General features: G+C 57.6%; 24 protein-coding genes. 20 read left to right on the forward strand and 4 right to left on the reverse strand.

Going from position 1 to position 25,731, the window contains the following annotated elements; genetic code table 11:
* Positions 1 to 138: 138 nt before the first annotated feature.
* Genes tamA through UR504_RS19180 form a run of 3 tightly spaced genes read left to right on the forward strand, consistent with a single transcriptional unit; the run spans position 139 to position 5,992 of the window.
* On the forward strand, positions 139 to 1,872 hold the full coding sequence (gene tamA, locus UR504_RS19170; protein WP_127729377.1) for an autotransporter assembly complex protein TamA: 1,734 nt from the start codon (positions 139 to 141) through the stop codon (positions 1,870 to 1,872).
* A complete protein-coding gene (tamB, locus tag UR504_RS19175; RefSeq protein ID WP_320740032.1) occupies positions 1,869 to 5,645 on the forward strand; it encodes an autotransporter assembly complex protein TamB in 3,777 nt (1,258 codons plus the stop codon). The genes tamA and tamB overlap by 4 nt, the downstream gene beginning before the upstream one ends.
* A 2-nt stretch (positions 5,646 to 5,647) precedes the next feature.
* Positions 5,648 to 5,992, forward strand: coding sequence for a gamma-glutamylcyclotransferase (locus tag UR504_RS19180; RefSeq protein ID WP_111965369.1), 345 nt, complete (start codon positions 5,648 to 5,650; stop codon positions 5,990 to 5,992).
* A gap of 156 nt (positions 5,993 to 6,148) precedes the next feature.
* On the opposite strand, the gene ppa is transcribed toward UR504_RS19180, so the two are convergent.
* Positions 6,149 to 6,679 (reverse strand): inorganic diphosphatase, encoded by a 531-nt coding sequence (ppa, locus tag UR504_RS19185; RefSeq protein WP_111965368.1) that lies wholly within the window; start codon positions 6,677 to 6,679, stop codon positions 6,149 to 6,151.
* A 309-nt stretch (positions 6,680 to 6,988) separates the two neighbouring features.
* Between ppa and ytfQ the strand changes: the two genes are divergently transcribed.
* The 5 genes from ytfQ to UR504_RS19210 all read left to right on the forward strand — a co-directional run bounded on the left by ytfQ (position 6,989) and on the right by UR504_RS19210 (position 13,194).
* Positions 6,989 to 7,945: a galactofuranose ABC transporter substrate-binding protein YtfQ gene (gene ytfQ / locus UR504_RS19190; RefSeq protein WP_014882271.1), complete on the forward strand. Its 957-nt coding sequence runs from the start codon at positions 6,989 to 6,991 to the stop codon at positions 7,943 to 7,945.
* A gap of 57 nt (positions 7,946 to 8,002) precedes the next feature.
* A complete protein-coding gene (gene ytfR / locus UR504_RS19195) occupies positions 8,003 to 9,505 on the forward strand; it encodes a galactofuranose ABC transporter, ATP-binding protein YtfR (RefSeq protein WP_302235585.1) in 1,503 nt (500 codons plus the stop codon).
* 10 nt (positions 9,506 to 9,515) lie between these two features.
* Entirely contained in the window at positions 9,516 to 10,541 is a 1,026-nt protein-coding gene (gene ytfT / locus UR504_RS19200; RefSeq protein ID WP_188035109.1) for a galactofuranose ABC transporter, ATP-binding protein YtfT, read from the forward strand.
* Positions 10,528 to 11,529 (forward strand): galactofuranose ABC transporter, permease protein YjfF, encoded by a 1,002-nt coding sequence (gene yjfF, locus UR504_RS19205; protein ID WP_023293434.1) that lies wholly within the window; start codon positions 10,528 to 10,530, stop codon positions 11,527 to 11,529. The genes ytfT and yjfF overlap by 14 nt, the downstream gene beginning before the upstream one ends.
* Positions 11,530 to 11,622: 93 nt before the next feature.
* A complete protein-coding gene (locus UR504_RS19210) occupies positions 11,623 to 13,194 on the forward strand; it encodes a methyl-accepting chemotaxis protein (protein WP_302235586.1) in 1,572 nt (523 codons plus the stop codon).
* Here the strand turns inward: UR504_RS19210 and UR504_RS19215 are convergent.
* Both UR504_RS19215 and fbp read right to left on the reverse strand, forming a co-directional pair.
* Positions 13,166 to 13,522 carry a helix-turn-helix domain-containing protein gene (locus UR504_RS19215; RefSeq protein WP_127729386.1) on the reverse strand — a complete coding sequence of 119 codons (357 nt, stop codon included), beginning with the start codon at positions 13,520 to 13,522 and terminating at the stop codon, positions 13,166 to 13,168. The genes UR504_RS19210 and UR504_RS19215 overlap by 29 nt on opposite strands.
* 149 nt (positions 13,523 to 13,671) lie before the next feature.
* Positions 13,672 to 14,670 (reverse strand): class 1 fructose-bisphosphatase, encoded by a 999-nt coding sequence (gene fbp / locus UR504_RS19220; protein ID WP_023310178.1) that lies wholly within the window; start codon positions 14,668 to 14,670, stop codon positions 13,672 to 13,674.
* Between the two features lie 197 nt (positions 14,671 to 14,867).
* Here fbp and mpl point away from each other — a divergent pair, with 197 nt between their 5' ends.
* Complete coding sequence (mpl, locus tag UR504_RS19225) at positions 14,868 to 16,247, forward strand: UDP-N-acetylmuramate:L-alanyl-gamma-D-glutamyl-meso-diaminopimelate ligase (protein ID WP_111965364.1); 1,380 nt, start codon at positions 14,868 to 14,870, stop codon at positions 16,245 to 16,247.
* A gap of 78 nt (positions 16,248 to 16,325) precedes the next feature.
* Here the strand turns inward: mpl and yjgA are convergent, their stop codons facing one another.
* Entirely contained in the window at positions 16,326 to 16,877 is a 552-nt protein-coding gene (gene yjgA / locus UR504_RS19230) for a ribosome biogenesis factor YjgA (protein ID WP_008501414.1), read from the reverse strand.
* A gap of 95 nt (positions 16,878 to 16,972) precedes the next feature.
* On the opposite strand from yjgA, the gene pmbA reads away from it, so the two are divergent.
* From pmbA to UR504_RS19285, 11 genes are all read left to right on the forward strand, one after another.
* Positions 16,973 to 18,325 carry a metalloprotease PmbA gene (gene pmbA / locus UR504_RS19235; RefSeq protein ID WP_047652092.1) on the forward strand — a complete coding sequence of 451 codons (1,353 nt, stop codon included), beginning with the start codon at positions 16,973 to 16,975 and terminating at the stop codon, positions 18,323 to 18,325.
* 38 nt (positions 18,326 to 18,363) lie between these two features.
* Positions 18,364 to 18,750 (forward strand): cytochrome b562, encoded by a 387-nt coding sequence (gene cybC / locus UR504_RS19240; RefSeq protein WP_008501412.1) that lies wholly within the window; start codon positions 18,364 to 18,366, stop codon positions 18,748 to 18,750.
* A 315-nt stretch (positions 18,751 to 19,065) separates the two neighbouring features.
* On the forward strand, positions 19,066 to 19,404 hold the full coding sequence (locus UR504_RS19245; RefSeq protein WP_320740034.1) for a glycine dehydrogenase: 339 nt from the start codon (positions 19,066 to 19,068) through the stop codon (positions 19,402 to 19,404).
* Between the two features lie 10 nt (positions 19,405 to 19,414).
* A complete protein-coding gene (locus UR504_RS19250) occupies positions 19,415 to 19,777 on the forward strand; it encodes an SFCGS family glycine-rich protein (RefSeq protein WP_096758522.1) in 363 nt (120 codons plus the stop codon).
* Between the two features lie 2 nt (positions 19,778 to 19,779).
* Positions 19,780 to 20,079: a DUF4312 family protein gene (locus UR504_RS19255; protein WP_006810338.1), complete on the forward strand. Its 300-nt coding sequence runs from the start codon at positions 19,780 to 19,782 to the stop codon at positions 20,077 to 20,079.
* 22 nt (positions 20,080 to 20,101) lie between these two features.
* A complete protein-coding gene (locus UR504_RS19260) occupies positions 20,102 to 20,878 on the forward strand; it encodes a DUF4311 domain-containing protein (RefSeq protein ID WP_024907277.1) in 777 nt (258 codons plus the stop codon).
* 13 nt (positions 20,879 to 20,891) lie between these two features.
* Positions 20,892 to 21,533 carry a DUF4310 family protein gene (locus UR504_RS19265; RefSeq protein WP_003856081.1) on the forward strand — a complete coding sequence of 214 codons (642 nt, stop codon included), beginning with the start codon at positions 20,892 to 20,894 and terminating at the stop codon, positions 21,531 to 21,533.
* 42 nt (positions 21,534 to 21,575) lie between these two features.
* On the forward strand, positions 21,576 to 22,709 hold the full coding sequence (locus tag UR504_RS19270) for an amidohydrolase/deacetylase family metallohydrolase (protein ID WP_320740037.1): 1,134 nt from the start codon (positions 21,576 to 21,578) through the stop codon (positions 22,707 to 22,709).
* A complete protein-coding gene (locus UR504_RS19275) occupies positions 22,693 to 23,811 on the forward strand; it encodes a DgaE family pyridoxal phosphate-dependent ammonia lyase (protein WP_302235590.1) in 1,119 nt (372 codons plus the stop codon). The genes UR504_RS19270 and UR504_RS19275 overlap by 17 nt, the downstream gene beginning before the upstream one ends.
* The gene (gene dagF / locus UR504_RS19280) at positions 23,808 to 24,548 is read left to right on the forward strand and encodes a 2-dehydro-3-deoxy-phosphogluconate aldolase (RefSeq protein WP_115876602.1); all 741 of its coding nucleotides are present in this window, start codon (positions 23,808 to 23,810) and stop codon (positions 24,546 to 24,548) included. The genes UR504_RS19275 and dagF overlap by 4 nt, the downstream gene beginning before the upstream one ends.
* Positions 24,549 to 24,579: 31 nt before the next feature.
* Complete coding sequence (locus UR504_RS19285) at positions 24,580 to 25,716, forward strand: lactonase family protein (protein ID WP_302235591.1); 1,137 nt, start codon at positions 24,580 to 24,582, stop codon at positions 25,714 to 25,716.
* The last annotated feature ends 15 nt before the right edge of the window (positions 25,717 to 25,731 follow it).

Genomic DNA, 25,731 nt, shown 5'->3' on the forward strand with positions numbered 1-25,731 from the left:
GATTTAATCATAAGAAATATTTGGGTGTTACACCCATTTTCAACCCGCGATTCGGGTTTTTGGCCACAGGCCGTATTTTGCCGCGGAGCGGCACTTCATTTGCTTCCAGGGTGGAAACAGGGATATTCAGGAGAAAACGTGACAAAAATCCGCCAGTTATGTTTAGTCAGTGTGTTGCTGACAAGCGGGATTGCCAGCGCGGCGAATGTCCGTTTGCAGGTTGAGGGGTTATCCGGGGCGCTACAAAAAAACGTGCGTGCGCAGTTGTCGACCATCCAGAGTGATGAGGTGACGCCGGACCGGCGTTTTCGCGCGCGCGTAGATGATGCGATCCGTGAAGGGCTGAAAGCGCTGGGGTATTACGAACCCACCATTGATTTTGACCTCCGTCCGCCGCCAAAGAAGGGGCGCCAGGTCCTTATTGCCCGCGTTTCGCCGGGTGAGCCGGTACTGATTGGCGGTACGAACGTCATCCTGCGCGGCGGGGCGCGTACCGACCGGGATTATCTGGACCTGCTCAGCACGCGGCCGAAAATCGGTACCGTGCTTAACCACGGTGACTACGACCATTTCAAAAAAGAGCTGACGAATGTTTCCCTGCGTAAGGGCTACTTTGACAGCCAGTTCAATAAAAGCCAGCTGGGCATTGCGCTGGAGAGACGTCAGGCCTTCTGGGATATCGACTACGACAGTGGAGAGCGCTACCGCTTTGGCGACGTGACGTTTGAAGGTTCGCAAATTCGCGAAGAGTACCTGCAAAACCTCGTGCCTTTCAAAAAAGGGGATTACTACCAGTCGAGCGATCTCGGAGAGCTGAACCGACGCCTCTCCGCTACCGGCTGGTTTAACTCCGTAGTTGTCGCACCGGAATTTGAGAAGTCTCGCAAAACCAAGGTGTTGCCGCTGCATGGCGTTGTCTCGCCGCGCACCGAGAACACCATTGAGACCGGTGTTGGCTACTCGACGGATGTCGGACCACGCGTGAAAACCTCGTGGAAAAAACCGTGGATGAACTCGTACGGCCACAGCCTGACCACCAGCCTGAGCCTCTCTGCGCCCGAGCAGCAGCTTGATTTCAGCTACAAAATGCCGCTGCTGAAAAATCCGCTTGAGCAATATTACCTTCTGCAGGGCGGTTTTAAGCGCACCGATTTAAACGACACCAAGCAGGACTCCACGACGCTTGCGGTCTCCCGCTTCTGGGATCTCTCCAGCGGCTGGCAGCGCGCCATTAACCTGCGCTGGAGCCTGGACCACTTTACCCAGGCCAACGTCACCAATACCACCATGCTGCTTTATCCGGGCGTAATGATCAGCCGAACCCGTTCGCGCGGGGGGCTGATGCCGACCTGGGGCGACTCACAGCGCTACTCGATCGATTATTCCAACTCCGCCTGGGGCTCCGACGTGGATTTCTCGGTGATTCAGGCGCAAAACGTTTGGATCCGCACGCTGTACGACAAACACCGCTTTGTGATGCGCGGCAATCTCGGCTGGATTGAAACGGGAGACTTCGAGCGCGTTCCGCCGGATCTGCGCTTCTTCGCCGGGGGCGACCGCAGCATTCGTGGGTATAAGTACAAATCGATCTCACCTGAGAACGAAAAGGGCCAGCTGACCGGTGCGTCAAAACTGGCGACGGGATCGCTGGAGTATCAGTACAACGTCAGCGGAAAGTGGTGGGGCGCCATGTTTGTTGACGGCGGTGAAGCGGTGAACGATATCCGCCGCAGCGACTTTAAAACCGGCGCGGGCGTGGGCGTACGCTGGCAGTCGCCAGTCGGACCCATCAAGCTCGACTTCGCCGTGCCTGTCGGCGACAAAGATGAACACGGATTACAGTTTTACATCGGTCTGGGGCCTGAATTATGAGTTTATGGAAGAAAATAAGCCTCGGGGTGCTGATTTTTATCGTGCTGCTGCTCGGTACGGTGGCGTTTCTGGTTGGAACGACGACCGGGCTGCATCTGCTGTTTAACGCCGCGAACCGCTGGGTGCCGGGGCTGGAGATTGGTCAGGTGACGGGCGGCTGGCGCGATCTGCGTCTGAAGAATATCCGCTACGAGCAGCCGGGCGTGGCGGTGAACGCCGGGGAGTTTCATCTCGCGGTGAAGCTGGGCTGTCTGCGTGACAGTAAGCTCTGCGTCAACGACCTGTCGCTTAAAGACGTCAACGTGGCGATAGATTCGAAAAAAATGCCGAAGTCTGCGCCGGTCGAGGAAGAGGACAGCGGCCCGCTGAATCTCTCCACGCCTTACCCGATCGCGCTCTATCGGGTGGCGCTCGATAACGTCAATATCAAAATCGACGACACCACCGTGTCCGTGATGGATTTCACCTCCGGCCTGCGCTGGCAGGAGAAAAACCTGACCCTGACGCCCACGTCGTTGCAGGGCTTGCTGATCGCGCTGCCGAAGGTGGCCGACGTGGCGCAGGAAGAGATCGTCGAGCCGAAAATTCAGAACCCGCAGCCGGAAGAGAAGCCGCTGGGCGAAACGCTGAAAGATCTCTTCTCGAAGCCTGTCCTGCCGGAAATGACCGACGTTCACCTGCCGCTGAACCTCAACATTGAGGAGTTCAAAGGCGAACAGCTGCGTCTGACGGGCGATACCGACCTGACGGTCTACAATATGCTGCTGAAGGTCAGCAGCATTGACGGCAACATGAAGCTCGACGCGCTGGATATCGACACCAACCAGGGCTCGGTGAATGCGTCAGGGAATGCCCTGCTGCGCGATAACTGGCCGGTGGACATCACGCTTAACAGTGCCCTCAACATCGATCCGCTGAAAGGCGAAAAGGTGAAGGTCAAGGTGGGCGGGGCGCTGCGCGATAAGCTCGATGTTGGCGTGAATCTCTCCGGCCCGGTGGACATGGTCCTGCGCGCGCAAACCCAGCTGGCGGAAGCCGGGCTGCCGCTCAATCTTGAGGTGGTCAGCAAGCAGCTTTCCTGGCCGTTCACCGGCGAAAAACAGTTCCAGGCCGATGATCTTAAGCTGAAGCTGAGCGGCAAGATGACCGACTACACGCTCTCGTTCCGCACCGCGGTGAAGGGGCAGGGCGTGCCGCCCGCGAACATTACGCTGGATGCGAAGGGCAACGAACAGCAGGTCAACCTCGACAAGATGACCGTCGCGGCGCTTGAAGGCAAAACCGAGCTGACCGCGCTGCTCGACTGGCAGCAGGCGATCAGCTGGCGCGGAGAGCTGAAGCTGACGGGCATTAATACCGCCAAAGAGGTGCCGGACTGGCCTTCAAAACTGGATGGCCTGATCAAAACCCGCGGCAGCCTGTACGGCGGTACGTGGCAGATGGACGTGCCGGAAATTAAGCTCACCGGGAACGTGAAGCAGAACAAGGTTAACGTTGAAGGCTCGGTGAAAGGCAACAGCTATCTGCAGTGGGTTATCCCAGGGCTGCACGTGGCGCTGGGCCGCAACACGGCGGATATCAAAGGCGAGCTGGGGGTGAAAGATCTCAATCTGGACGCCACCATCGACGCGCCGAATCTGGATAACGCCCTGCCGGGGCTTGGCGGCACGGCGAAAGGACTCGTGAAGGTGCGCGGCACGGTAGACGCGCCGCAGCTGCTGGCGGACATTACCGCCAATAACCTGCGCTGGCAGGAGCTGAGCGTTGCCCGAGTACGTGTGGAAGGGGATGTGAAATCCACCGATCAGATCGGCGGTAACCTGAACCTGCGCGTGGAGCGCATTTCTCAGCCGGACGTGAACATTAGCCTGGTCACCCTGGATGCCAAAGGGAACGAGAAGCAGCACGATCTCCAGCTGCGCGTGCAGGGCGAGCCGGTCTCCGGCCAGCTTCACCTCACCGGCAGCTTTGACCGCAAAGAGGAGCGCTGGAAAGGTACGCTGGATAACACCCGTTTCAATACGCCGGTCGGGCCGCTGGCGCTCTCGCGCTCCATCGCCCTGGACTACCGCAACGCCGAGCAGAAGATCAGCATTGGGCCACACTGCTGGACCAATCCGAATGCGGAGCTGTGCGTGCCGCAGACCATCGATGCGGGCGCGGAAGGGCGGGCGCAGATCAACCTCAACCGCTTCGATCTGGCGATGCTAAAGCCATTTATGCCGGATACAACACAGGCGAGCGGCGTCTTCAGCGGAAAAGCCGATGTCGCCTGGGATACCACCAAAGAGGGGCTGCCGCAGGGCAGCGTCACGCTGTCCGGGCGTAACGTGAAGGTGACGCAGGAGGTCAACAACGCGCCCCTTCCGGTGGCGTTCGATACTCTGAACCTGAGTGCCGATCTGCATAACAATCGCGCACAGCTGGGGTGGACAATCCGCCTGACCAACAACGGCCAGTTGGATGGGCAGGTCCAGATTACCGATCCGCAGGGACGGCGTAATCTGGGCGGTAACGTGAACATCCGTAACTTCAACCTGGCGATGGTGAACCCGATTTTCGCCCGCGGGGAAAAAGCCGAGGGCATGCTGAACGCTAACCTGCGCCTGGCCGGCAACGCGCAAAGCCCGCAGCTGTTCGGTCAGATGCGGCTTAGCGGCGTGGATATTGACGGCAACTTTATGCCGTTTGACATGCAGCCCAGCCAGATCGCGATGAATTTCAACGGCATGAGCTCGACGCTGAGCGGCTCGGTACTGACGCAGCAAGGGCAAATCAACCTGAGCGGCGACGCGGACTGGAGCCAGCTCGATAACTGGCGCGCGCGTATTGCCGCGAAAGGCAGCAAGGTGCGCATCACCGTACCGCCGATGGTACGCCTGGACGTCTCGCCTGATGTGGTCTTTGAAGCCACGCCAAGCCTCTTCACGCTTGACGGACGCGTCGACGTGCCGTGGGCGCGCATCGTGGTTCACGACGTGCCGGAAAGCGCGGTCGGCGTCTCAAGTGATGAAGTTATGCTCAATGAAAATCTGAAACCTGTCGAACAGAAGAGCGCGGGCATACCGATTAATAGTAATCTTATCGTGCACGTGGGGAATAACGTGCGGTTGAATGCGTTTGGGCTGAAGGCGAGGCTCACGGGCGACCTGAAGGTGGCGCAGGATAAACAAGGGCTTGGCCTGAACGGGCAAATTAATATTCCTGAAGGGCGTTTCCATGCGTATGGTCAGGATCTGATCGTCCGTAAAGGCGAGCTGCTATTCTCCGGTCCACCGGATCAGCCTCTGTTGAACATCGAAGCGATTCGTAACCCTGAAGCGACGGAAAACGACGTTATTGCTGGCGTACGCGTTACCGGTTCCGCCGACGAACCGAAGGCGGAGATCTTCTCTGACCCGGCGATGTCGCAGCAGGAAGCCCTCTCTTATCTGCTGCGTGGACAAGGTCTGGACAGCGGTCAGAGCGACAGCGCGGCGATGACCTCGATGTTAGTGGGTCTGGGGGTTGCACAAAGTGGGCAGGTTGTGGGTAAAATCGGCGAGACGTTCGGCGTAAGCAATCTGGCGCTGGACACCCAGGGCGTGGGTGACTCCTCGCAGGTGGTGGTCAGCGGCTATGTACTGCCGGGTCTGCAGGTAAAATATGGTGTGGGGATCTTTGACTCACTGGCAACACTCACGTTACGCTATCGCCTGATGCCTAAGCTATATCTGGAAGCAGTGTCCGGCGTAGACCAGGCACTTGATCTGCTCTATCAGTTTGAGTTTTAGCAATGCGAATATTTGTCTACGGCAGTTTACGAACCAGGCAAGGCAACAGTCACTGGATGACCAATGCCCAGCTACTGGGGAATTACGATATCGAGAACTACCAGTTGTACAGCCTGGGCCACTATCCAGGCGCGGTTCCGGGCGAAGGAACAGTACAGGGTGAAGTTTATCGTATTGATAACGCGACACTTGCCGAACTTGATGCCTTGCGCACCAGGGGCGGTGAATACGCACGCCAGTTGATCCAGACGCCGTACGGAAGCGCGTGGATGTATGTCTACCAGCGTCCGGTCGAAGGGTTAACGCGGATTGTAAGCGGTAACTGGTTAGACAGAGACCAGTACTGAAAAAAACAGCGCCACCGTGAGGTGGCGTTGTTTTTTTACGCCTCTTGCCGGGTGGCGCTACGCTTACCCGGCCTACATGTTCACTGTAGGCCCAGCTGCGCGCCCGCCACAAAAAAAGCCCCGACGTGCGGGGCTTTCATCAATCGGCAGTAAGAATTACTTCTTAGCAGCGCGTTCGAAAGAGGAGATGATTTCCGCTTTCGCTGCTTCTGCGTTGTCCCAGCCGTCAACTTTAACCCACTTGCCTTTTTCGAGGTCTTTGTAGTGCTCGAAGAAGTGAGTGATCTGCGCTTTCAGCAGCTCTGGCAGGTCGTTCACATCTTTGATGTGATCGTACTCTTTGCTCAGCTTGGTGTGCGGTACCGCAACCAGCTTCGCATCTTCACCGGATTCGTCGGTCATTTTCAGCACGCCAACTGGACGGCAGCGAATGACGGAGCCTGGCTCCAGTGGGTATGGCGTTGGGACCAGCACGTCAACCGGGTCACCGTCCAGAGACAGGGTATGGTTGATGTAACCGTAGTTGCACGGATAGAACATCGCGGTAGACATGAAACGGTCTACGAACAGGGCGCCGCTCTCTTTGTCCACTTCGTATTTGATCGGATCTGCGTTAGCCGGGATTTCGATAACTACGTAGATGTCTTCTGGCAGTTCTTTACCCGCTGGGACGTTGAGTAAGCTCATGTCGGTGTCCTTTAAAATGGATGGTAAATAAGTGGCAGGTATTATAGCCAACTCGCGCTGAATGTCTCCGCCTGTTTTCGCCTTCTCTCCACGTTCTTCCCACTTTTCAGACCGATTCCATGACAGAAAAATCCATAAACTCAGCCGCATTTTTCATGGAGAAATGAAAGCGATTACAAACTTGTGATTAACGTTTTATTCACTTTTCTGAAGTGTGATGTAACGCAATTCGTTACATATTTCATGGGCTATAGTCATTCCGCAGAACATCTTTTAACCAACAATAACTCACCCTACGAGGACGTTCATATGTGGAAGCGCTTACTCCTGGTCACAGCAGTTTCGGCAGCCATGTCGTCTATGGCGATGGCCGCTCCCTTAACCGTAGGTTTTTCGCAGGTCGGCTCTGAATCTGGCTGGCGAGCGGCAGAAACCAACGTGGCGAAAAGCGAAGCTCAGAAACGCGGCATTACCCTGAAAATCGCCGATGGTCAGCAAAAACAAGAGAATCAGATCAAAGCCGTGCGCTCCTTTATCGCCCAGGGCGTGGATGCCATCTTTATTGCACCCGTCGTGGCAACCGGCTGGGAACCCGTCCTGAAGGAAGCGAAAGACGCTGAGATCCCGGTCTTCCTGCTCGACCGTTCCATCGACGTCAAAGACAAATCCCTTTATATGACAACCGTCACCGCTAACAACGTGCTTGAAGGGCAGTTGATTGGCGACTGGCTGGTGAAACAGGTCGACGGCAAGCCGTGTAACGTCGTTGAGCTGCAGGGCACCGTCGGCGCGAGCGTGGCCATCGACCGTAAAAAAGGCTTTGCTGAAGCCATCGCGAAAGCGCCAAACATCAAGATCATCCGCTCTCAGTCCGGCGACTTTACCCGTAGTAAAGGTAAAGAGGTCATGGAGAGCTTCATTAAGGCTGAAAACAACGGCAAGAATATCTGCATGGTTTACGCCCACAACGATGACATGGTAATCGGCGCGATTCAGGCAATTAAAGAAGCAGGCCTGAAGCCGGGCAAAGATATCCTCACCGGCTCTATCGACGGCGTGCCGGATATCTACAAAGCGATGATTGACGGCGAAGCCAACGCCAGCGTGGAGCTGACGCCAAACATGGCGGGCCCGGCATTCGACGCGCTGGAGAAATTCAAGAAAGACGGCACGATGCCGGAGAAAGTGACGGTTACCAAATCCACGCTCTACCTGCCTGACACGGCGAAAGAAGAGTTAGAGAAGAAGAAAAATATGGGCTACTAAGCCTGTCTGAACATGCCGGGTGGCGCTGCGCCATCCGGCTTGATGCAGGGGGAAACCATGACCACTGAACAACACCAGGAAATCCTCCGCACAGAGGGCTTGAGCAAATTCTTCCCCGGCGTAAAAGCGCTGGATAACGTTGATTTTAGCCTGCGGCGTGGGGAGATCATGGCGCTGCTGGGCGAGAACGGCGCGGGAAAATCGACGCTGATTAAATCCCTGACCGGCGTTTATCACGCCGACCGCGGCACCATCTGGCTGGAAGGCAACGCCATTTCGCCAAAAAATACCGCCCATGCCCAACAGCTGGGGATCGGGACGGTCTATCAGGAAGTGAACCTGCTGCCGAATATGTCGGTGGCGGATAATTTGTTTATTGGCCGTGAGCCGCGACGCTTTGGCCTGCTGCGCCGCAAAGAGATGGAGGCGCGGGCGACAAAGCTGATGGAATCCTACGGCTTCTCCCTCGACGTCCGCGAGCCGCTGAACCGCTTTTCCGTGGCGATGCAGCAGATCGTTGCCATCTGTCGCGCGATCGATCTCTCCGCGAAGGTACTCATCCTGGACGAACCCACCGCCAGCCTCGATACCCAGGAAGTGGAGATGCTCTTTACCCTGATGCGCCAGCTGCGCGATCAGGGCGTCAGCCTGATCTTCGTCACCCACTTCCTCGATCAGGTGTATGAGGTGAGCGATCGCATTACGGTGCTGCGCAACGGCAGCTTTGTCGGCTGCCGCAAAACCCGCGAGCTGCCGCAAATCGAGCTGGTAAAAATGATGCTTGGCCGCGAGCTGGAGACCAACGCCCTCCAGCGCGCAGGGCGCACGCTGCTGAGCGAGAAGCCGGTCGCCGCGTTCAGCGATTACGGCAAAAAAGGAGTGATCTCACCGTTTAACCTTGAGGTGCGGCCAGGCGAAATTGTCGGCCTGGCGGGCCTGCTGGGCTCCGGCCGGACCGAGACCGCCGAGGTGATCTTCGGGATCAAGCCCGCGGACAGCGGCTGCGCGCTGATCAAGGGCAAACCGCAAACCCTGCGATCGCCGCATCAGGCCTCCTGTCTGGGCGTCGGCTTCTGCCCGGAAGATCGGAAAACGGACGGTATCATTGCCGCGGCCTCGGTGCGGGAGAATATCATTCTGGCGCTGCAGGCCCAGCGCGGCTGGCTGCGCCCGATCCCCCGTAAAGAGCAAAACGCCATAGCCGAGCGCTTTATCCGCCAGCTCGGCATCCGCACCCCGAGCGCGGAACAGCCGATCGAGTTCCTCTCCGGCGGCAACCAGCAGAAGGTGCTGCTGTCGCGCTGGCTGCTGACCAAACCGCAGTTCCTGATCCTCGACGAACCGACCCGCGGCATTGACGTGGGGGCGCACGCCGAAATTATCCGGCTTATCGAAACCCTGTGTGCAGACGGTCTGGCCCTGCTCGTCATTTCGTCCGAGCTGGAGGAGCTGGTAGGTTATGCCGATCGCGTCATTATCATGCGCGATCGCAAGCAGGTGGCAGAGATCCCGCTGGATAAGCTGTCCGTTCCGGCGATCATGAATGCCATTGCGGCATAAGGAGTGAATCGTGATGTCCCGTTCGCTTTCGCAAACCGGTGAGTCAAAGCGCCGCTTCAGCTGGCCAACCGGCACGCCGCAAATCGCGGCGCTGCTGGTGGTACTGCTGGTTGACAGCCTTGTCGCACCGCATTTCTTCCAGATTATCGTGCAGGATGGTCGCCTGTTTGGCAGCCCGATAGACATTCTGAACCGTGCTGCGCCCGTGGCGCTGCTGGCCATCGGGATGACGCTGGTCATTGCCACCGGCGGGATTGATCTCTCCGTCGGCGCGGTGATGGCTATCGCCGGGGCCACTGCAGCCTCCATGACCGTGGCCGGGCATAGCCTGCCGGTGGTACTGCTGGCGGCCTTAGGCACCGGCGTGCTGGCCGGATTATGGAACGGCATTCTGGTGGCGGTGCTGAAAATCCAGCCCTTTGTCGCCACGCTTATCTTAATGGTGGCCGGGCGTGGGGTGGCGCAGCTGATTACCTCCGGCCAGATTGTTACCTTCAACTCACCGAGCCTGGCGTGGCTCGGTAGCGGCAACCTTCTGTTCTTCCCGACGCCGGTGATTATTGCCCTGGCCACGCTCGTTGTCTTTTGGCTTTTCACCCGCAAAACGGCACTGGGCATGTTCATTGAGGCCGTCGGGATCAACATCCGCGCCGCGCGCAACGCCGGGGTCAACACCCGGCTGATGGTGATGCTGACCTACGTGCTGAGCGGTATCTGCGCCGCCATCGCCGGAGTCATCGTCGCCGCTGATATTCGCGGGGCCGATGCCAACAACGCCGGGCTCTGGCTGGAGCTGGATGCGATCCTGGCGGTGGTCATCGGCGGCGGGTCGCTGATGGGCGGGCGCTTTAACCTGCTGCTCTCGGTGATCGGCGCGCTGATTATTCAGGGCATGAACACCGGGATCCTGCTCTCCGGTTTTCAGCCGGAACTCAATCAGGTGGTGAAAGCGGTGGTCGTGCTCTGCGTGCTGATCGTCCAGTCGCCGCGCTTTGTCAGCATCATTAAGGGGATCCGTGGCCATGATAAAACGTAATTTACCGCTAATGATCACGCTGGGCGTGTTTGTGCTGGGGTATCTCTACTGCCTCACCCAGTTTCCCGGTTTCGCCTCCACGCGTGTGATCTGCAATATACTGACCGATAACGCTTTTTTAGGCATTATCGCCGTCGGGATGACCTTTGTGATCCTCTCCGGCGGGATCGATCTCTCCGTCGGCTCGGTGATCGCGTTTACGGGCGTGTTCCTCGCGAAGGCGATCGGCTTCTGGGGGATCTCTCCGCTGGTGGCGTTTCCGCTGGTGCTGGCGATGGGCTGCGCGTTTGGTGCCTTTATGGGGCTGCTGATCGACGCGCTGAAAATCCCGGCGTTTATCATTACCCTCGCGGGGATGTTCTTCCTCCGTGGGGTCAGCTACCTGGTGTCGGAAGAGTCGATCCCGATTAACCATCCGGTGTACGACACGCTCTCCAGCCTGGCGTGGAAAATTCCCGGCGGCGGTCGTCTGAGCGCGATGGGGCTGCTGATGCTGGGCGTTGTGGTGATCGGCATCTTCCTCGCCCACCGTACCCGGTTTGGCAATCAGGTTTACGCCATCGGCGGTAACGCTACGTCGGCAAACCTGATGGGGATCTCGACCCGCAGCACTACCATCCGCATCTATATGCTCTCGACAGGCCTGGCGACGCTGGCGGGTATCGTCTTCTCGGTGTATACCCAGGCGGGCTATGCCCTTGCAGGCGTTGGCGTTGAGCTGGATGCGATTGCTTCTGTGGTCATCGGCGGTACGCTGCTTAGCGGCGGCGTGGGTACGGTGCTGGGGACGCTGTTCGGCGTGGCGATTCAGGGGCTGATACAAACCTATATCAACTTTGACGGCACGCTCAGCTCCTGGTGGACGAAGATCGCCATCGGCATTCTGCTGTTTATTTTTATTGCCCTGCAGCGTGGCCTGACGGTGCTCTGGGAGAACCGTCAAAGCTCACCTGTTACCCGCGTAAACACATCGGTAACAGAGCGATAACACGCTGAATTTGCTTAAAGTCTAAACATTTTCCGGTAGCGGCCGATACTCTTTTTTTATGCCCAGAAATATCTCGCTACCGGAAATAATATCATGCTTAAAACGCTATCGATTCGTACCGGCTTGCTCTCTTTACTGGCCGTTATGACCCTTCTGCTGCTGATTGTCAGCGGCATTGGCATTTATGCCCTCACACAGAGTTCTTCTTCGCTTCAGCGCATTAATCACCTTCAGGGTGAGCAGATGGTGCAGCTAAATTCAGGCTATACGCTGATCCTGCGCGCCCGCAATGAGGCGGGCCAGGCCGTCCGCATGATGGAAATCGGCATGCTGGACGATGCGGCCAAAGCGGTAAAAAACATCAATCAGGAAGTTGCCCTGGCCCAGAAAACGCTGAAAGGCGTGATCGACGGCGGCGTGGCTGACGAGCAGGGGCAACAGCTGCTCGATAAAGTGGCGGCCAGCCTGGCGATGTATAGCCAGCAGGGGATCAACCCGATGCTGAAAACCCTGAATGACCAGAGCGCGGACGGGTATTACGATCTGCTGGAGAAGACGCTGATCCCGGTGGCAAAACAGTTTGATAACGATATGCAGGCGTTTCAGAAATGGAGCGAAGCGCGTGGTCAGGCGGAAGTGAGTGCCGTGCAGGCGAGTAAAACCCGCGTGCTGATCCTGATTATCGTCGCAGCGCTGCTGACGGCGGGCATTATCGTGCTCGCGTGGCTGGTGCTGCGCCATATGCTGCTCCAGCCGCTCTCGGCCTCCATTGCTCAGCTGGAGAACGTGGCGGCGGGGGATTTAACCCATACGCTTGCCGCGCCCGCGAGTCAGGAGTTTAACCGCCTCAACGCGGTGATAGAGGAGATGCGACAGTCGCTGATGAACTCGGTAATGCGGGTACGCGATGCCAGCTCGCAAATTGACACCGGCAGCCGCGAACTGACCCTGGGAAACCGCGATCTTGCCGAGCGTACAGAATCCACCGCCACGTCGCTGGAGCAGACGGCGGCCAGCATGGAACAAATCACCGCGACGGTGAAACTCAACGCGGATAACGCCGAGCAGGCGCACCAGCTGGCGAAGTCGGTGTCCGATACGGCCGATCACGGCAGCGAAATGGTCTGCTACGTGATTGAAAAAATGCGCGATATCTCCGGCAGCTCGGCGCGCATCGCCGACATCCTGAGCGTGATCGACGGTATTGCCTTCCAGACCAATATTCTGGCGCTTAACGCCTCCGTGGAAGCGGCGCGTGCGGGCGAGCAAGGGCGTGGTTTTGCCGTCGTCGCGGGCGAGGTGCGAAACCTTGCCAGCCGTAGCGCCGACGCGGCGAAAGAGATCCGATCGCTTATCAGTGATTCGCAGACCCACGTTAACGAGGGCAGCGAGCTGGCTCAGCAGGCTGGCGAAACGATGGATGAGATCGCAACAGAAGTGCTGCGCATGACCAAACTGATGCGTGAGATTGCGACCGCGTCCCAGGAGCAAAGCCGCGGCATTGAGCAGGTGAATATTGCGGTGAATCAGATGGACGAAACCGCGCAGCAGAATGCTGCGCTGGTGCAGCAATCCTCCGCCGCGACCCGCTCCCTTGAGGAGCAGTCGCGTCAGCTGATGGAAGCGATGTCATCATTCAAAGTGACGACTCAGACCGCTGCATAATATTACTCAACCCCGGTACGTTCTGTGCCGGGGTTTTATTTTTCCCGGAATTAATTGCCGCAATATTATCGTGAATTTCACCCATTAATATTTCCAGCGAGCTGGTTAAGGCTAACGCTTTTTCCGTCGGTTCAAGATATAAACCTTTTCGGAAAAATAATGGTTCATCAAAGAGTTGATTAAAACGCTTTAAGGCCAGACTTACCGCGGGGCGTGACATCTCCAGACGCAAAGAGGCTTTTGCCATGCTGCCGCAGCGGACGATTTCAATAAATACAGGGATAAGATTTAAATCAATGCCGGTATTAGCACGGGAATAATTGTTCATTGCGATTCTGCTCCACGAAATATCTGTCAAACTGTTATGGAAATAATGCAGGAGCAGTGGTGAATATTAAAGCATGTTTTTTATAAACACTTATACGGTAAAATATATAAATGACAGGGGAGCCAGAACGGCTCCCCTGAAGAGAGATATTACGCGTCCGGGTACTCACGGATAAAACGTTCAACGTCTTCAACCATGTGGTTGTTGCCGACGAAGAATGAACGGCGCTGGTGAAGACTTTCCGGCACGATATCCAGAATACGCTCTTTACCGTCGCTCGCCTTGCCGCCCGCCTGTTCGGCGAGGAATGCCATCGGGTTGCACTCGTACAGCAGACGCAGTTTCCCGTCCGGATGGCTGGCGGTGCTTGGGTAGAGGTAGATACCGCCTTTCAGCAGGTTACGGTGGAAATCAGCGACCAGAGAGCCAATATAGCGGGACGTGTAAGGGCGCTGGGTCGCTTTATCTTCTTCCTGGCAGAATTTAATGTACTTCTTCACGCCGTTCGGGAATCGGATGTAGTTGCCTTCGTTGATGGAGTAGGTGTTGCCCTTTTCCGGGAAGCGCATGCGTTCCTGGCTCAGGCAGAAAACGCCCAGTGAAGGATCGTACGTAAAGGCGTGAACCCCACATCCGGTGGTATACACCAGCATGGTGGAGGAGCCATAAACGACGTAACCGGCAGCAACCTGATTAATGCCAGGCTGCAGGAAATCTTCTTCGGTCACCGGCGTGCCAACAGGCGTGACGCGGCGATAGATGGAGAAAATGGTACCGACAGAAACGTTAACGTCGATGTTTGAGGAACCGTCGAGCGGATCCATCAGAACAACGTATTTAGCGTGTTCACACCCTTCGAAAACAACAATTTCATCTTCTTCTTCAGAGGCGATACCCGCAACGATGTCGCGCGCGCGCAGTGCAGCTTTCAGTTTTTCATTTGCGAACAGATCGAGTTTCTGTTGAACCTCGCCCTGAACGTTCTCGGCACCGCTGGCACCCAGGATATCGACCAGACCGGCCTTGTTGATATCGCGGTGGATGATCTTAGCGCCCAGCTTTATTGCCGACAGCAAAGCAGTGAGTTCACCGGTAGCATGAGAGAACTCGTGCTGCTTTTCGACAATAAATTCACCTAACGTTTTCATAACACTTTCCCTGCATCTTTGTGAGTAGAGCGATTGTATGTTCACTAAAACGACTAAAGCCCAACAATCTTAACAAATATTCAAATAGTAGCGCAGAGGTGAATCGCGCCAGCAACATACGGATTTACCTGAAATGCGTTTCACAGCCGCTAACATGTGAGTAAAATGTGCGCCACATTGAAGAAGGATAGTGACGTATGCGCATTCATATATTGGGGATTTGTGGCACTTTCATGGGCGGACTGGCAATGCTGGCGCGCTCGCTGGGCCATGAAGTGACAGGTTCGGACGCCAATGTGTATCCGCCAATGAGCACACTTCTGGAAAAACAGGGCATCTCTTTAATTCAGGGCTACGATGCCAGCCAGCTGGATCCCGAGCCGGACCTGGTGATCGTTGGTAACGCGATGACCCGCGGCAATCCGTGCGTCGAGGCGGTACTGGAACGCAATATTCCGTTCATGTCCGGCCCGCAGTGGCTGCATGACTTCGTCCTGCGCGACCGCTGGGTGGTTGCCGTTGCCGGTACTCATGGCAAAACCACGACTGCGGGCATGGCAACCTGGATCCTCGAAGCCTGCGGCTACAAGCCGGGCTTCGTGATCGGCGGCGTACCGGGTAATTTCGACGTTTCTGCGCGTCTGGGTGACAGCCCGTTCTTCGTGATCGAAGCCGACGAATACGACTGCGCGTTCTTCGACAAGCGCTCCAAGTTCGTGCATTACTGCCCGCGCACCCTGATCCTCAACAACCTTGAGTTCGACCACGCGGATATCTTTGACGATCTGAAAGCGATTCAGAAACAGTTCCACCATCTGGTGCGCATTGTTCCGGGTCAGGGGCGCATCATCCTGCCGGAGAACGATATCAACCTGAAGCAGACTCTGGCGATGGGCTGCTGGAGCGAGCAGGAGCTGGTGGGCGAGCAGGGCCACTGGCAGGCGAAGAAACTCAACGCCGATGCCTCCGAGTGGGAAGTGCTGCTCGACGGTGAAAAAGTGGGTGAGGTGAAGTGGGGCCTGGTGGGCGAGCACAACATGCACAACGGCCTGATGGCCATTGCTGCGGCGCGTCACGTCGGCGTTCTGCCTGCGGATGCAGCCAACGCGCTGGGCTCGTTTATCAATGCCCGCCGCCGTCTGGAACTGCGCGGTGAAGCCCACGGCGTTACCGTGTATGACGATTTCGCGCACCACCCAACGGCCATTCTGGCAACGCTTGCCGCCCTGCGTGGCAAGGTCGGCGGTACCGCGCGCATTCTGGCGGTGCTGGAACCGCGTTCGAATACCATGAAGATGGGCATCTGCAAAGACGATCTGGCGCCGTCGTTAGGGCGTGCCGATGAAGTCTTCCTGCTGCAGCCGCAGCATATTCCGTGGCAGGTGGCTGAAGTAGCCGATGCCTGCATTCAGCCTGCGCACTGGAGTGCGGACGTGGATGCGCTCGCGGATATGGTGGTGAAAGCCGCTCAGCCCGGCGACCATATTCTGGTGATGAGCAACGGCGGGTTCGGTGGGATCCATCAGAAGCTGCTGGACGGTCTGGCGAAGAAAGCGGAAGCGGCAGCCGACGCGTAAAAAAAAAGCCCGGTGGCGCTCGCGCTTACCGGGCCTACGCTCTTTTCTCCCTCGCCCCACAGGGGTGAGGGGAACGAATTACTCTTCGTTCTCAGACAGCTCGCGCAGATACTGGAAAATCAGGCGCGCGGACTTCGGCGGCTTATTCCCTTCTTTCTCTTTCTTCGCGTTGCGGATCAAGGAACGCAGCTGCTGGCGGTCGGCATCCGGCCACAGGTTCAGCACTTCCGGCACGGCATCATCACCCTGTTCAATCAGACGATCGCGGATCTGCTCCAGCTTATGAAACAGCGCAACCTGCTGGTTGTGGCGGTTTTTCAGCTTGTCCAGCGCCTGGCGGATCGGATCGACGTCGCGCTGACGCAGCATTTTCCCGATAAGCTGAAGCTGGCGACGACGGCCTTCTTTTTTGATTTTCTGTGCCAGTTCAATGGCATCGCGCAGATCCTGGTCGAGCGGGATCTTGTCCAGCGCGTTTTTGCCCAGCTCTACCATTTCCGCGCCAAGCTGTTTTAACTCTTCGGCGTCACGTTTAATTTCACTTTTACTGACCCAGATGATCTCATCATCTTCGTCTTCGATGTCATCACCGGGAACGTCGTCGAGCCAGTCTTCGGGCTGCTTAGTCATGTCAGGCTCCTTAAAAAAAGAGGCTAATGTTACCAGTTAAGACGCGCACTGAAAAACGGTTCTCTGTTAGACTTCAGATAACTCTCTCTTACAGTATGGCATTTGCGATGAAAGTAACCTCACAAGTTGAAGCGCAGCGTAAGATTCTTGAAGAAGCCGTCTCCACCGCGCTGATGCTTGCTTCAGAAAAATCAGATGGCGCCGAAGTGGCGGTCAGCAAAACCACCGGCATCAGCGTGAGTACCCGCTATGGTGAAGTGGAGAATGTAGAATTCAACAGCGATGGCGCGCTTGGGATCACGGTGTATCACCAGAATCGCAAAGGCAGCGCGTCATCCACCGATCTCAGCCCGGATGCCATTGCCCGTACGGTGCAGGCGGCGCTGGATATTGCCCGCTACACCTCGCCGGATCCTTACGCCGGCGTGGCGGATAAAGATCTGCTGGCGTTTGACGCGCCGGATCTCGATCTGTTCCACCCTGCGGAAGTGAGCCCGGACGAAGCGATCGAGCTGGCCGCGCGCGCGGAGCAGGCTTCCCTGCAGGCGGATAAGCGCATCACCAATACCGAAGGCGGCAGCTTCAACAGCCACTACGGCATCAAAGTCTTCGGCAACAGCCACGGCATGCTGCAGGGCTACTGCTCTACCCGCCACTCGCTCTCCAGCTGCGTCATCGCCGAAGAAAACGGTGACATGGAGCGTGACTACGCCTACACCATTGGCCGCGCGCTGGGGGATTTGCAGTCTCCTGAGTGGGTGGGTAAAGAGTGTGCCGAACGTACGCTGTCTCGCCTGTCGCCGCGTAAACTCTCCACCATGAAAGCGCCGGTTATCTTTGCCAACGAAGTGGCGACCGGTCTGTTTGGCCATCTGGTAGGCGCGATTGCGGGCGGCTCCGTTTACCGTAAGTCGACCTTCCTGCTCGACTCGCTGGGCAAGCAGATCCTGCCGGAATGGCTGACCATCGAAGAGCATCCGCATCTGCTGAAGGGGCTTGCCTCCACGCCGTTCGACAGCGAAGGCGTGCGCACCGAACGTCGCGATATCGTTAAAGACGGCATTCTGACCCAGTGGCTGCTGACCAACTACTCCGCGCGCAAGCTGGGTCTGAAAAGCACCGGGCACGCGGGCGGCATTCACAACTGGCGTATTGCCGGACAGGGCCTGAACTTTGAGCAGATGCTGAAAGAGATGGGCACCGGTCTGGTGGTCACCGAGCTGATGGGCCAGGGCGTAAGCGGCATCACCGGAGACTACTCGCGCGGCGCGGCGGGCTTCTGGGTGGAAAACGGCGAAATCCAGTATCCGGTGAGCGAAATTACTATCGCCGGCAACCTGAAGGATATGTGGCGCAATATCGTTACGGTCGGTAACGATATTGAAACACGCAGCAATATACAGTGTGGTTCTGTATTACTCCCGGAAATGAAAATCGCCGGACAATAGAGATAGCGTTTTGTTAATAATAAAAAAGGAAGTGAGCAATGCGTAAACATCTGTTAGCGATCGTCGCGGCTTCAACGCTGGTTCTTGGCTCTTCTGCGTTTGCTGCCGATCTTGAAGACGACATGGGCATCCTCGGTCAAAACCTGAAGGTGGTGCAGAAAACCGACAATGCGGCGGAAATGAAAGACGCGCTGACCAAAATGCGTGAAGCGGCGCTGGACGCACAAAAAGCGACGCCTCCGAAGCTGGAAAGCAAAGCGGCAGACAGCGCAGAGATGAAAGACTACCGCCACGGCTTTGACGTGCTGGTCGGCCAGATCGACGGCGCGCTGAAGCTGGCTAACGAAGGCAAAGTGAAGGAAGCCCAGGCGGCAGCCGAGCAGTTTGTGACGACCCGTAATACGTATCACAAGAAATACCGTTAACCGATCGCGCATCTGACAAACAACCAGCGGGGGCCAGCGGCCCCCGTTTTTTTTACGCGGTAATAAGTAAACCCTATCGCCATCACATTTTTGCGTCACCACGCCTGAACGTTTCGTTTCCCCGGCGCGCGTTTTGCCGCTGGAATACGTGATATTCATCACGCAAATACCGTCATTAATTCAGATTCACCGCATTTATGTGGCACAGATCACTGCCGCGGCTCGCCTTTCCACTTCGAAGTGGAAAACAACTCGCTACAAACAATTCCCCCCCAACGTTAGTTTTATTCCAGAGCCATTAACGGGGTAAGACCAGTGATTAACGGAGCGGTAATGAACGACGTTGGGGAACAGGCGGAGCAAACAGAACAGCTCGCAAACACCATGCTGCAGCAGGTTTATGCCCTGCTGTCCCGGAACAACATCTACCCCAATGCGGTACAGGAGCAGATGCTCACCTCCCACGTGCGCGCCATGGCGCACCGGTCCGTGACCGGCGAGCCGCTGCCGGAGGTTGAAGCAGAGCTGTTTGACGAAATTTCACCGGATTCAATGCGGCTTGCCCGTGAAGTGGTCGCGCAGTTTGGCAACCTTCCTGATGAAGAGGCCTGGCTGCTCTCCGTTCACTTTGAAGTCGCGAAAGACAACCTTTAAGGAGCAACACATGGAACAGATTACAGTCGTGATTGGCGATCGCCTGGGTAAAGGTCAGAAAGTGGCTGCCGGTGTGGAAAAAGCAGGTGGACGCGCGGTTGTCGTACCGGGCGTGGCGGCAGACATGAAGCTCGGCGACATGATGAAAGCGGAAAACGCCACCTTCGGTATTTCCTTTTGCGGCAGCGGCGGCGCGGGTGCCATCACCGCCCAGACCAAATACGGCTACAAGGCCAAATACGGCATGCGTTCCGTGGAAGAGGGCGTGACCGCCATCAACGAAGGCTGCAACGTGCTGGGCTTTGGCTTTATGGATAAAGAAGAGCTGGGCGAGCGTCTGGTGCAGGCGTGGCAGAAAAAATACGGCGCATAAGCATGAAAGAACAGTTCACAACCACGGTAAGAGTGAAGGGCAAAGGCGACGCCAAAGCGCGCGCCTTTGCCGACGCGCTCAACCACGTTCAGGCCGCGGTGATGAAAGCCTCACCGCATATCTTACTGCGTATTGAGCCACAGGATGTGCAGGTCGTTCAGGCGCAAGAAGCGGTGCGTAAAGAAGCGTTTCTGTTCTTCTTTCTGCGCCGGGAAAGACGCACCTACAGCGTGGAGCTGGATGTGACCGTCAACGTGACCGCTATCAATCTTGACCAGGTGGATTTCGTCACGCAACGCTGATTATTCATAAAAGGGCAGACTGATGTTCTTAATTATATTAATAAAATCGCTCATCATTGGCGGCCTGGTTGGCGTCGGTGTCGGAGCCGGGGCTGCACGCATGTTTCATGCGCCTACCACTCAGGGTATGGGCGCGTTTCGTACGTTGGGGGAACTGAACTCCTGTGAAGGGGATCCGGCGTCCCACTTCTCCTTTGGGTTAGGTTTCTTCTTTAACGCCTGGGCCTCTTCCGTGGCCGCAGGTGCCTTCACACAGGACGTTGACCACCGCATCATCCCGAACTGGGGTGCTGCTGCACTGATGATCAAAAACCGTAACGTCGGCGAAACGCTGCACGACCCGCGCAAAATGGCGATTGCCTGCGGCCTGATCGGCATGATTGTCGTGACCTTCCTTAACCTTACCGCCTCCTCCGTGCCGGCTGCCCTTCAGGTCACCGCCGTGAAGGTGCTGGTGCCGGCGGCAAACCTGCTGGTGAACACCGTGATGCCGGTGATCTTCTGGCTGGCGGCTATCGATGCGGGTAAAAAATCGGGCTTCTGGGCCACCATTTTTGGCGGCGCGGCGCAGCTGATTATGGGGAACGCCGTACCGGGCCTGGTGCTGGGGATCCTGATCGGTAAAGGCGTAGAAGAGAGCGGCTGGAACCACGTCACCAAAGTGATGATGGCGGCTATCGTCCTGCTCTTCGTGCTGAGCGGCTTCTTCCGCGGCTTCGACATGAAGATGATTGAATCCTTCCATCTGACCGTGCCGAACTGGCTCGACATGATCCACAACTCGCTCAGCGGTAAATAACAGGAGCCTCTACATGGAACAGAATAAAGGTTTTTGGTATGCCGACTGGTCGTTCCCGATCTTCGTTGGCCTGCTCTCCTCCGGCGTGTTTGCCGGGACGCACATGTACTACCTCTACGGCATCGGCGCGTTTAACGAAGTGGCCTTCGTGGCGATGCTGAAAGCGGGCATTGATACCGGCGTTTACGGCGCGGTGGCGGCGTTTGGCGCGAGCTTCCTGTTCGCCCGTATTATCGAAGGGTCGCTGGTTGGTATTCTCGACATCGGCGGCGCGATCCAGACCGGCGTGGGCCTTGGCGTTCCGGCGCTGCTGCTGGGCGCGGGGATCATGTTCCCGGTGACCAACTTCATTGCTTCGCTGATCACCGGCCTGGTGATTGGCCTGGCGATTGGCTACGTCATCATCCTGGCGCGTAAGTTCACTATCAACCAGAGCAACTCCACCTACGGCGCAGACGTGATGATGGGCGCGGGCAACGCCTCCGGCCGCTTCCTCGGGCCGCTGATTATTCTCAGCGCCATGACCGCCTCCATTCCAATCGGCGTCGGTTCGCTGGTGGGTGCGCTGCTGTTCTACATCTGGCAGAAGCCGATTACCGGTGGCGCTATCCTCGGCGCGATGATTCTGGGCTGGCTGTTCCCGGTCGCCCTTTAATACCCGCGGGCGCTCCGGCGCCCGCCTTTTCAGGAGATCCTCATGTTTGATTTACTCCTGCGCCGCGCGCGCCTCGCCGACGATACCCTGACCGATATCGCGATTCAGGACGGGAAGATTGCCGCGACGGGCGACATTGACGCTCCCGCTCGCAAGACGGTTGATCTTAACGGTGACGTGTTCGTCAGCGCAGGCTGGATTGACTCCCACGTACACTGCTATCCGAATTCCCCGATTTACCACGACGAGCCGGACAGCGTGGGCATTGCCACCGGCGTCACCACCGTAGTGGACGCGGGCAGTACCGGTGCCGACGATGTGGACGATTTCTATGACATCACCCGCAGGGCCTCCACCGAGGTCTTTGCCCTGCTGAACATCTCCCGCGTGGGGCTGATTGCCCAGAACGAGCTGGCCAACATGGCCAATATTGACGCCGACGCGGTGAAGCAGGCGGTGACGCGCCACCCTGATTTTATCGTCGGCCTGAAGGCGCGCATGAGCAGCAGCGTGGTCGGTGACAACGGCATCACGCCGCTGGAGCGCGCCAAAGCCATTCAGAAAGAGAACGGCGACCTGCCGCTGATGGTTCATATTGGCAACAACCCGCCGAACCTTGACGAGATTGCCGAGCTGCTGAGTTCTGGCGACATTATCACCCACTGCTATAACGGCAAGCCTAACCGCATTCTTACGCCGTCCGGCGAGCTGCGCGCCTCCATCACCTCCGCCCTCAAGCGCGGCGTGCGCCTGGACGTCGGGCACGGTACGGCGAGCTTTAGCTTTGAGGTGGCGAAACGCGCCATTGCGATGGGCATTCTGCCGCACACCATCAGCTCGGATATCTACTGCCGCAACCGCATCAACGGCCCGGTGGGCTCGCTGGCAAGCGTGATGTCGAAGTTTCTCGCCATCGGCATGTCACTTCCGCAGGTGATTGACTGCGTCACCGCGAACGCCGCCGACTGCCTGCGCCTGACGCGCAAGGGCCGCATTCAGCCGGGTCTCGACGCCGATCTGACGCTATTTACCCTCAAGCGCCAGCCAACGGTGCTGACGGATGCCGAAAACGACAGCCTGCAGGCTGAACACATTCTGGTGCCGCTTGCCGCGATCCGCGCGGGCAAGGGCTACATGACCGAACAAGGGAGCACGGAACATGCCTTCGATTTATGAGAAGTACCGCTTAAAGCAGGTTATCAACACCTCTGGCCGCATGACGGCGCTGGGCGTCTCCACGCCGCGTCCGGAGGTGGTACAGGCGGCGATGGACGGCATGAATCACTATTTCGAGATGAAGGATCTGGTCAATAAAACCGGGGAATACATCGCGAAGCTGCTGGACGTGGAAGGGGCGACGGTGGTTTCCTGCGCGTCGGCGGGCATTGCCCAGTCCGTGGCCGCGGTGCTGGTAAAAGACAGCGACTGGCTGCTGGAAAACCTGCACGTCACCCCGATTGAGAACAACGAGATCGTCCTGCCGAAAGGCCACAACGTGAACTTCGGCGCGCCGGTGGGCACCATGGTGGCGCTGGGCGGCGGCAGGCTGGTGGAAGCGGGCTACGCCAACGAATGTTCCGCCGATCAGCTGGCGGCGGCGATTACCCCGCGCACGGCGGCGATCATGTACATCAAATCTCACCACTGCGTGCAGAAAAGCATGCTCAGCGTCGAGCAGGCGGCGGTTGTCGCACGTAAACACGACTTGCCGCTCATCGTGGATGCCGCGGCGGAAGAAGACCTGCACGCGTACTACCGTTCTGGCGCGGACCTGGTCATCTACAGCGGCGCGAAGGCGATCGAAGGCCCAACCAGCGGTCTGGTGATCGGCAAAACCCGGTACGTTGAGTGGGTTAAGCGCCAGACGGCGGGCATTGGCCGCGCGATGAAGGTCGGCAAAGAGGGCATTCTCGGCCTGACCTGCGCCATCGAACACTACCTGACGGCCACTAAAGAGAGCGGCGCCGAGATGGTGGCGAAAATGACGCCGTTTATCGAGGCGCTCAATACCCTGAACGGTGTGACCGCGCGCGTGGTCTGGGACAGCGCCGGTCGCGATATTGCCCGCACCGAGATTAAGTTCGACGAAGTCACGACCGGCGTCGGCACGGGCGATCTGGTGGCGAAGCTGAAGCAGGGCGAATACGCCATTTACTTCCGTGGCTACAAGGCCAACGAAGGGATAATCGAAGCGGACGTGCGCAGCGTGAATGCTGACCAACTGAACATCGTGTACCGCCGCATTAGCGAAGTGTTAGGACAGGAGAAAAACGCATGAAACTGACCCCCAACTTTTACCGTGACCGCGTCTGTCTGAACGTGCTGGCAGGGTCGAAGGCCAACGCCAGCGCCATCTACGAGGCGGCGGAAGGCCACGTGCTGGTGGGCGTGCTCTCCAAAAACTACCCGGACGTGGCGAGCGCTGTTGCCGATATGCGCGAATACGCGAAGCTGATTGATAACGCGCTGTCTGTTGGGCTGGGCGCGGGCGACCCGAACCAGTCGGCGATGGTGAGTGAAATCTCCCGTCAGGTACAGCCGCAGCACGTTAACCAGGTTTTCACCGGCGTGGCCACCAGCCGCGCGCTGCTGGGGCAGAATGAGTCCGTGGTCAACGGTCTGGTCTCTCCGACCGGCACCGTCGGCATGGTAAAAATCTCCACCGGCCCGCTGAGCAGCAAAGCGCCGGACGGTATCGTGCCGGTTGAAACCGCGATTGCCCTGCTGAAAGATTTCGGCGGCAGCTCCATCAAATACTTCCCGATGGGCGGCCTCAAGTGCCGTGACGAGTACAAGGCGGTAGCGGAAGCCTGCGCCCGCCACGACTTCTGGCTGGAGCCGACCGGAGGTATCGATCTGGAAAACTATGAGGAGATCCTGCAGATCGCCCTCGACGCGGGCGTGAGCAAGATCGTCCCGCATATCTACAGCTCGATTATCGATAAAGCCAGCGGCGATACGCGTCCGGAAGACGTGCGTACGCTGCTGGCGATGACGAAGAAGCTGGTTAAATAAAACTAAACCGCACACACCTGAAGGAGCCACCATGCACACCCGTACCCTGCTTGTCGCTTCACTCTCAATGTTCGCCACCGCCGCTGTCGCCCAGACGCAATACGCCTGGGTGGGCACCTATAATCCGAACGGTGAAGGGCTGTACCGTTTTACTGTTAACCCGCAAACCGGCGCGCTGAAAGATAAAACGCTGGTGAGCAAACTGCCGAATGCGGCGCAGTTGACCCTTTCACGGGACGGCAGAACGCTGTATCTGGCAAGCGAAGTGGAGCAGGGCGTGGTGCAGGCGCTGCGCGTCGGCGATAACGGTGAGCTGAGCGAGCTGAATCAGGTGGCCTCCGGCGGTGCGGGGCCGGTGTATCTCTCCCTGACGCCGAACGGCAAGCATCTTCTGGTGGCGAACTACGTCAGCGGATCGATTGCCATTTTACCCGTCAACGCAGACGGCAGCCTGGGTGACGCCACGGACAAACGTCAGGATCAAGGCGAACCGGGCGCGGCGAAGCCGGAAGCTGCCGTCGAGGGCAGTTTCGCGATCAGCGATCATAACGGCCCGCATGCGCACATGATCGCCGCCGATCCGAGCGGGAAATACGTGTTTTCGACCGATCTTGGGCTGGATCGCATCTATCAGTACCGCTTTGACGATCGGACAGGAAAGCTGACGCCGAACGATCCGCCGTTTATCAGCGCCTCCTCAAAAGGGGCCGGGCCGCGCCACTTTGTCTTTACGCCAAAGGGCGATGCCCTGTGGCTGATTAACGAAGAGGCGTCTACGCTCACCCGGTATACCGTGAACGCCAACGGCACCTTAAAAGAGGGCAAAACAATTTCAGCCCTGCCTGAAGGTTACAAAGGCACCAGCTTTGCTGCCGGTCTGGCGTTAAGCGCAGACGGCAAACAGCTGTATGTGGCTAACCGTTTGCATAACAGCATCGGGCACTTTACCGTAACGACGGAGGGCACGCTGACGCATCAGGATGACGTGTGGACGCGTGGTGATTATCCCCGCACCCTGACGCTCGATAAGCAGGGACGCTGGCTGTACGTCATGAACCAGCGCAGCGACAACATTACCCGTTTCCGCGTGGCGCAGGACGGGAAATTGAGCTTCGAACCGGACTATACCCCGGTCGGCAGCCCATCCCAGATGGTCATTTCACCTTAAGCCGTAAGAGGACAA

It is taken from the genome of Enterobacter sp. 241F3 (genome assembly GCF_034106785.1).
GTDB classification, from domain to species: domain Bacteria; phylum Pseudomonadota; class Gammaproteobacteria; order Enterobacterales; family Enterobacteriaceae; genus Enterobacter; species Enterobacter vonholyi.

Excerpts from the sequence above, each read along its gene's own strand:
- tamB (WP_320740032.1), top strand. The coding sequence starts at position 1,869 with ATGAGTTTATGGAAGAAAATAAGCCTCGGGGTGCTGATTTTTATCGTG.
- UR504_RS19180 (WP_111965369.1), top strand. The coding sequence starts at position 5,648 with ATGCGAATATTTGTCTACGGCAGTTTACGAACCAGGCAAGGCAACAGT.
- ppa (WP_111965368.1), bottom strand. The coding sequence starts at position 6,679 with ATGAGCTTACTCAACGTCCCAGCGGGTAAAGAACTGCCAGAAGACATC.
- ytfQ (WP_014882271.1), top strand. The coding sequence starts at position 6,989 with ATGTGGAAGCGCTTACTCCTGGTCACAGCAGTTTCGGCAGCCATGTCG.
- ytfR (WP_302235585.1), top strand. The coding sequence starts at position 8,003 with ATGACCACTGAACAACACCAGGAAATCCTCCGCACAGAGGGCTTGAGC.
- yjfF (WP_023293434.1), top strand. The coding sequence starts at position 10,528 with ATGATAAAACGTAATTTACCGCTAATGATCACGCTGGGCGTGTTTGTG.
- UR504_RS19210 (WP_302235586.1), top strand. The coding sequence starts at position 11,623 with ATGCTTAAAACGCTATCGATTCGTACCGGCTTGCTCTCTTTACTGGCC.
- UR504_RS19215 (WP_127729386.1), bottom strand. The coding sequence starts at position 13,522 with ATGAACAATTATTCCCGTGCTAATACCGGCATTGATTTAAATCTTATC.
- fbp (WP_023310178.1), bottom strand. The coding sequence starts at position 14,670 with ATGAAAACGTTAGGTGAATTTATTGTCGAAAAGCAGCACGAGTTCTCT.
- mpl (WP_111965364.1), top strand. The coding sequence starts at position 14,868 with ATGCGCATTCATATATTGGGGATTTGTGGCACTTTCATGGGCGGACTG.
- yjgA (WP_008501414.1), bottom strand. The coding sequence starts at position 16,877 with ATGACTAAGCAGCCCGAAGACTGGCTCGACGACGTTCCCGGTGATGAC.
- pmbA (WP_047652092.1), top strand. The coding sequence starts at position 16,973 with ATGGCATTTGCGATGAAAGTAACCTCACAAGTTGAAGCGCAGCGTAAG.
- cybC (WP_008501412.1), top strand. The coding sequence starts at position 18,364 with ATGCGTAAACATCTGTTAGCGATCGTCGCGGCTTCAACGCTGGTTCTT.
- UR504_RS19250 (WP_096758522.1), top strand. The coding sequence starts at position 19,415 with ATGGAACAGATTACAGTCGTGATTGGCGATCGCCTGGGTAAAGGTCAG.
- UR504_RS19255 (WP_006810338.1), top strand. The coding sequence starts at position 19,780 with ATGAAAGAACAGTTCACAACCACGGTAAGAGTGAAGGGCAAAGGCGAC.
- UR504_RS19260 (WP_024907277.1), top strand. The coding sequence starts at position 20,102 with ATGTTCTTAATTATATTAATAAAATCGCTCATCATTGGCGGCCTGGTT.
- UR504_RS19265 (WP_003856081.1), top strand. The coding sequence starts at position 20,892 with ATGGAACAGAATAAAGGTTTTTGGTATGCCGACTGGTCGTTCCCGATC.
- UR504_RS19270 (WP_320740037.1), top strand. The coding sequence starts at position 21,576 with ATGTTTGATTTACTCCTGCGCCGCGCGCGCCTCGCCGACGATACCCTG.
- UR504_RS19275 (WP_302235590.1), top strand. The coding sequence starts at position 22,693 with ATGCCTTCGATTTATGAGAAGTACCGCTTAAAGCAGGTTATCAACACC.
- dagF (WP_115876602.1), top strand. The coding sequence starts at position 23,808 with ATGAAACTGACCCCCAACTTTTACCGTGACCGCGTCTGTCTGAACGTG.
- UR504_RS19285 (WP_302235591.1), top strand. The coding sequence starts at position 24,580 with ATGCACACCCGTACCCTGCTTGTCGCTTCACTCTCAATGTTCGCCACC.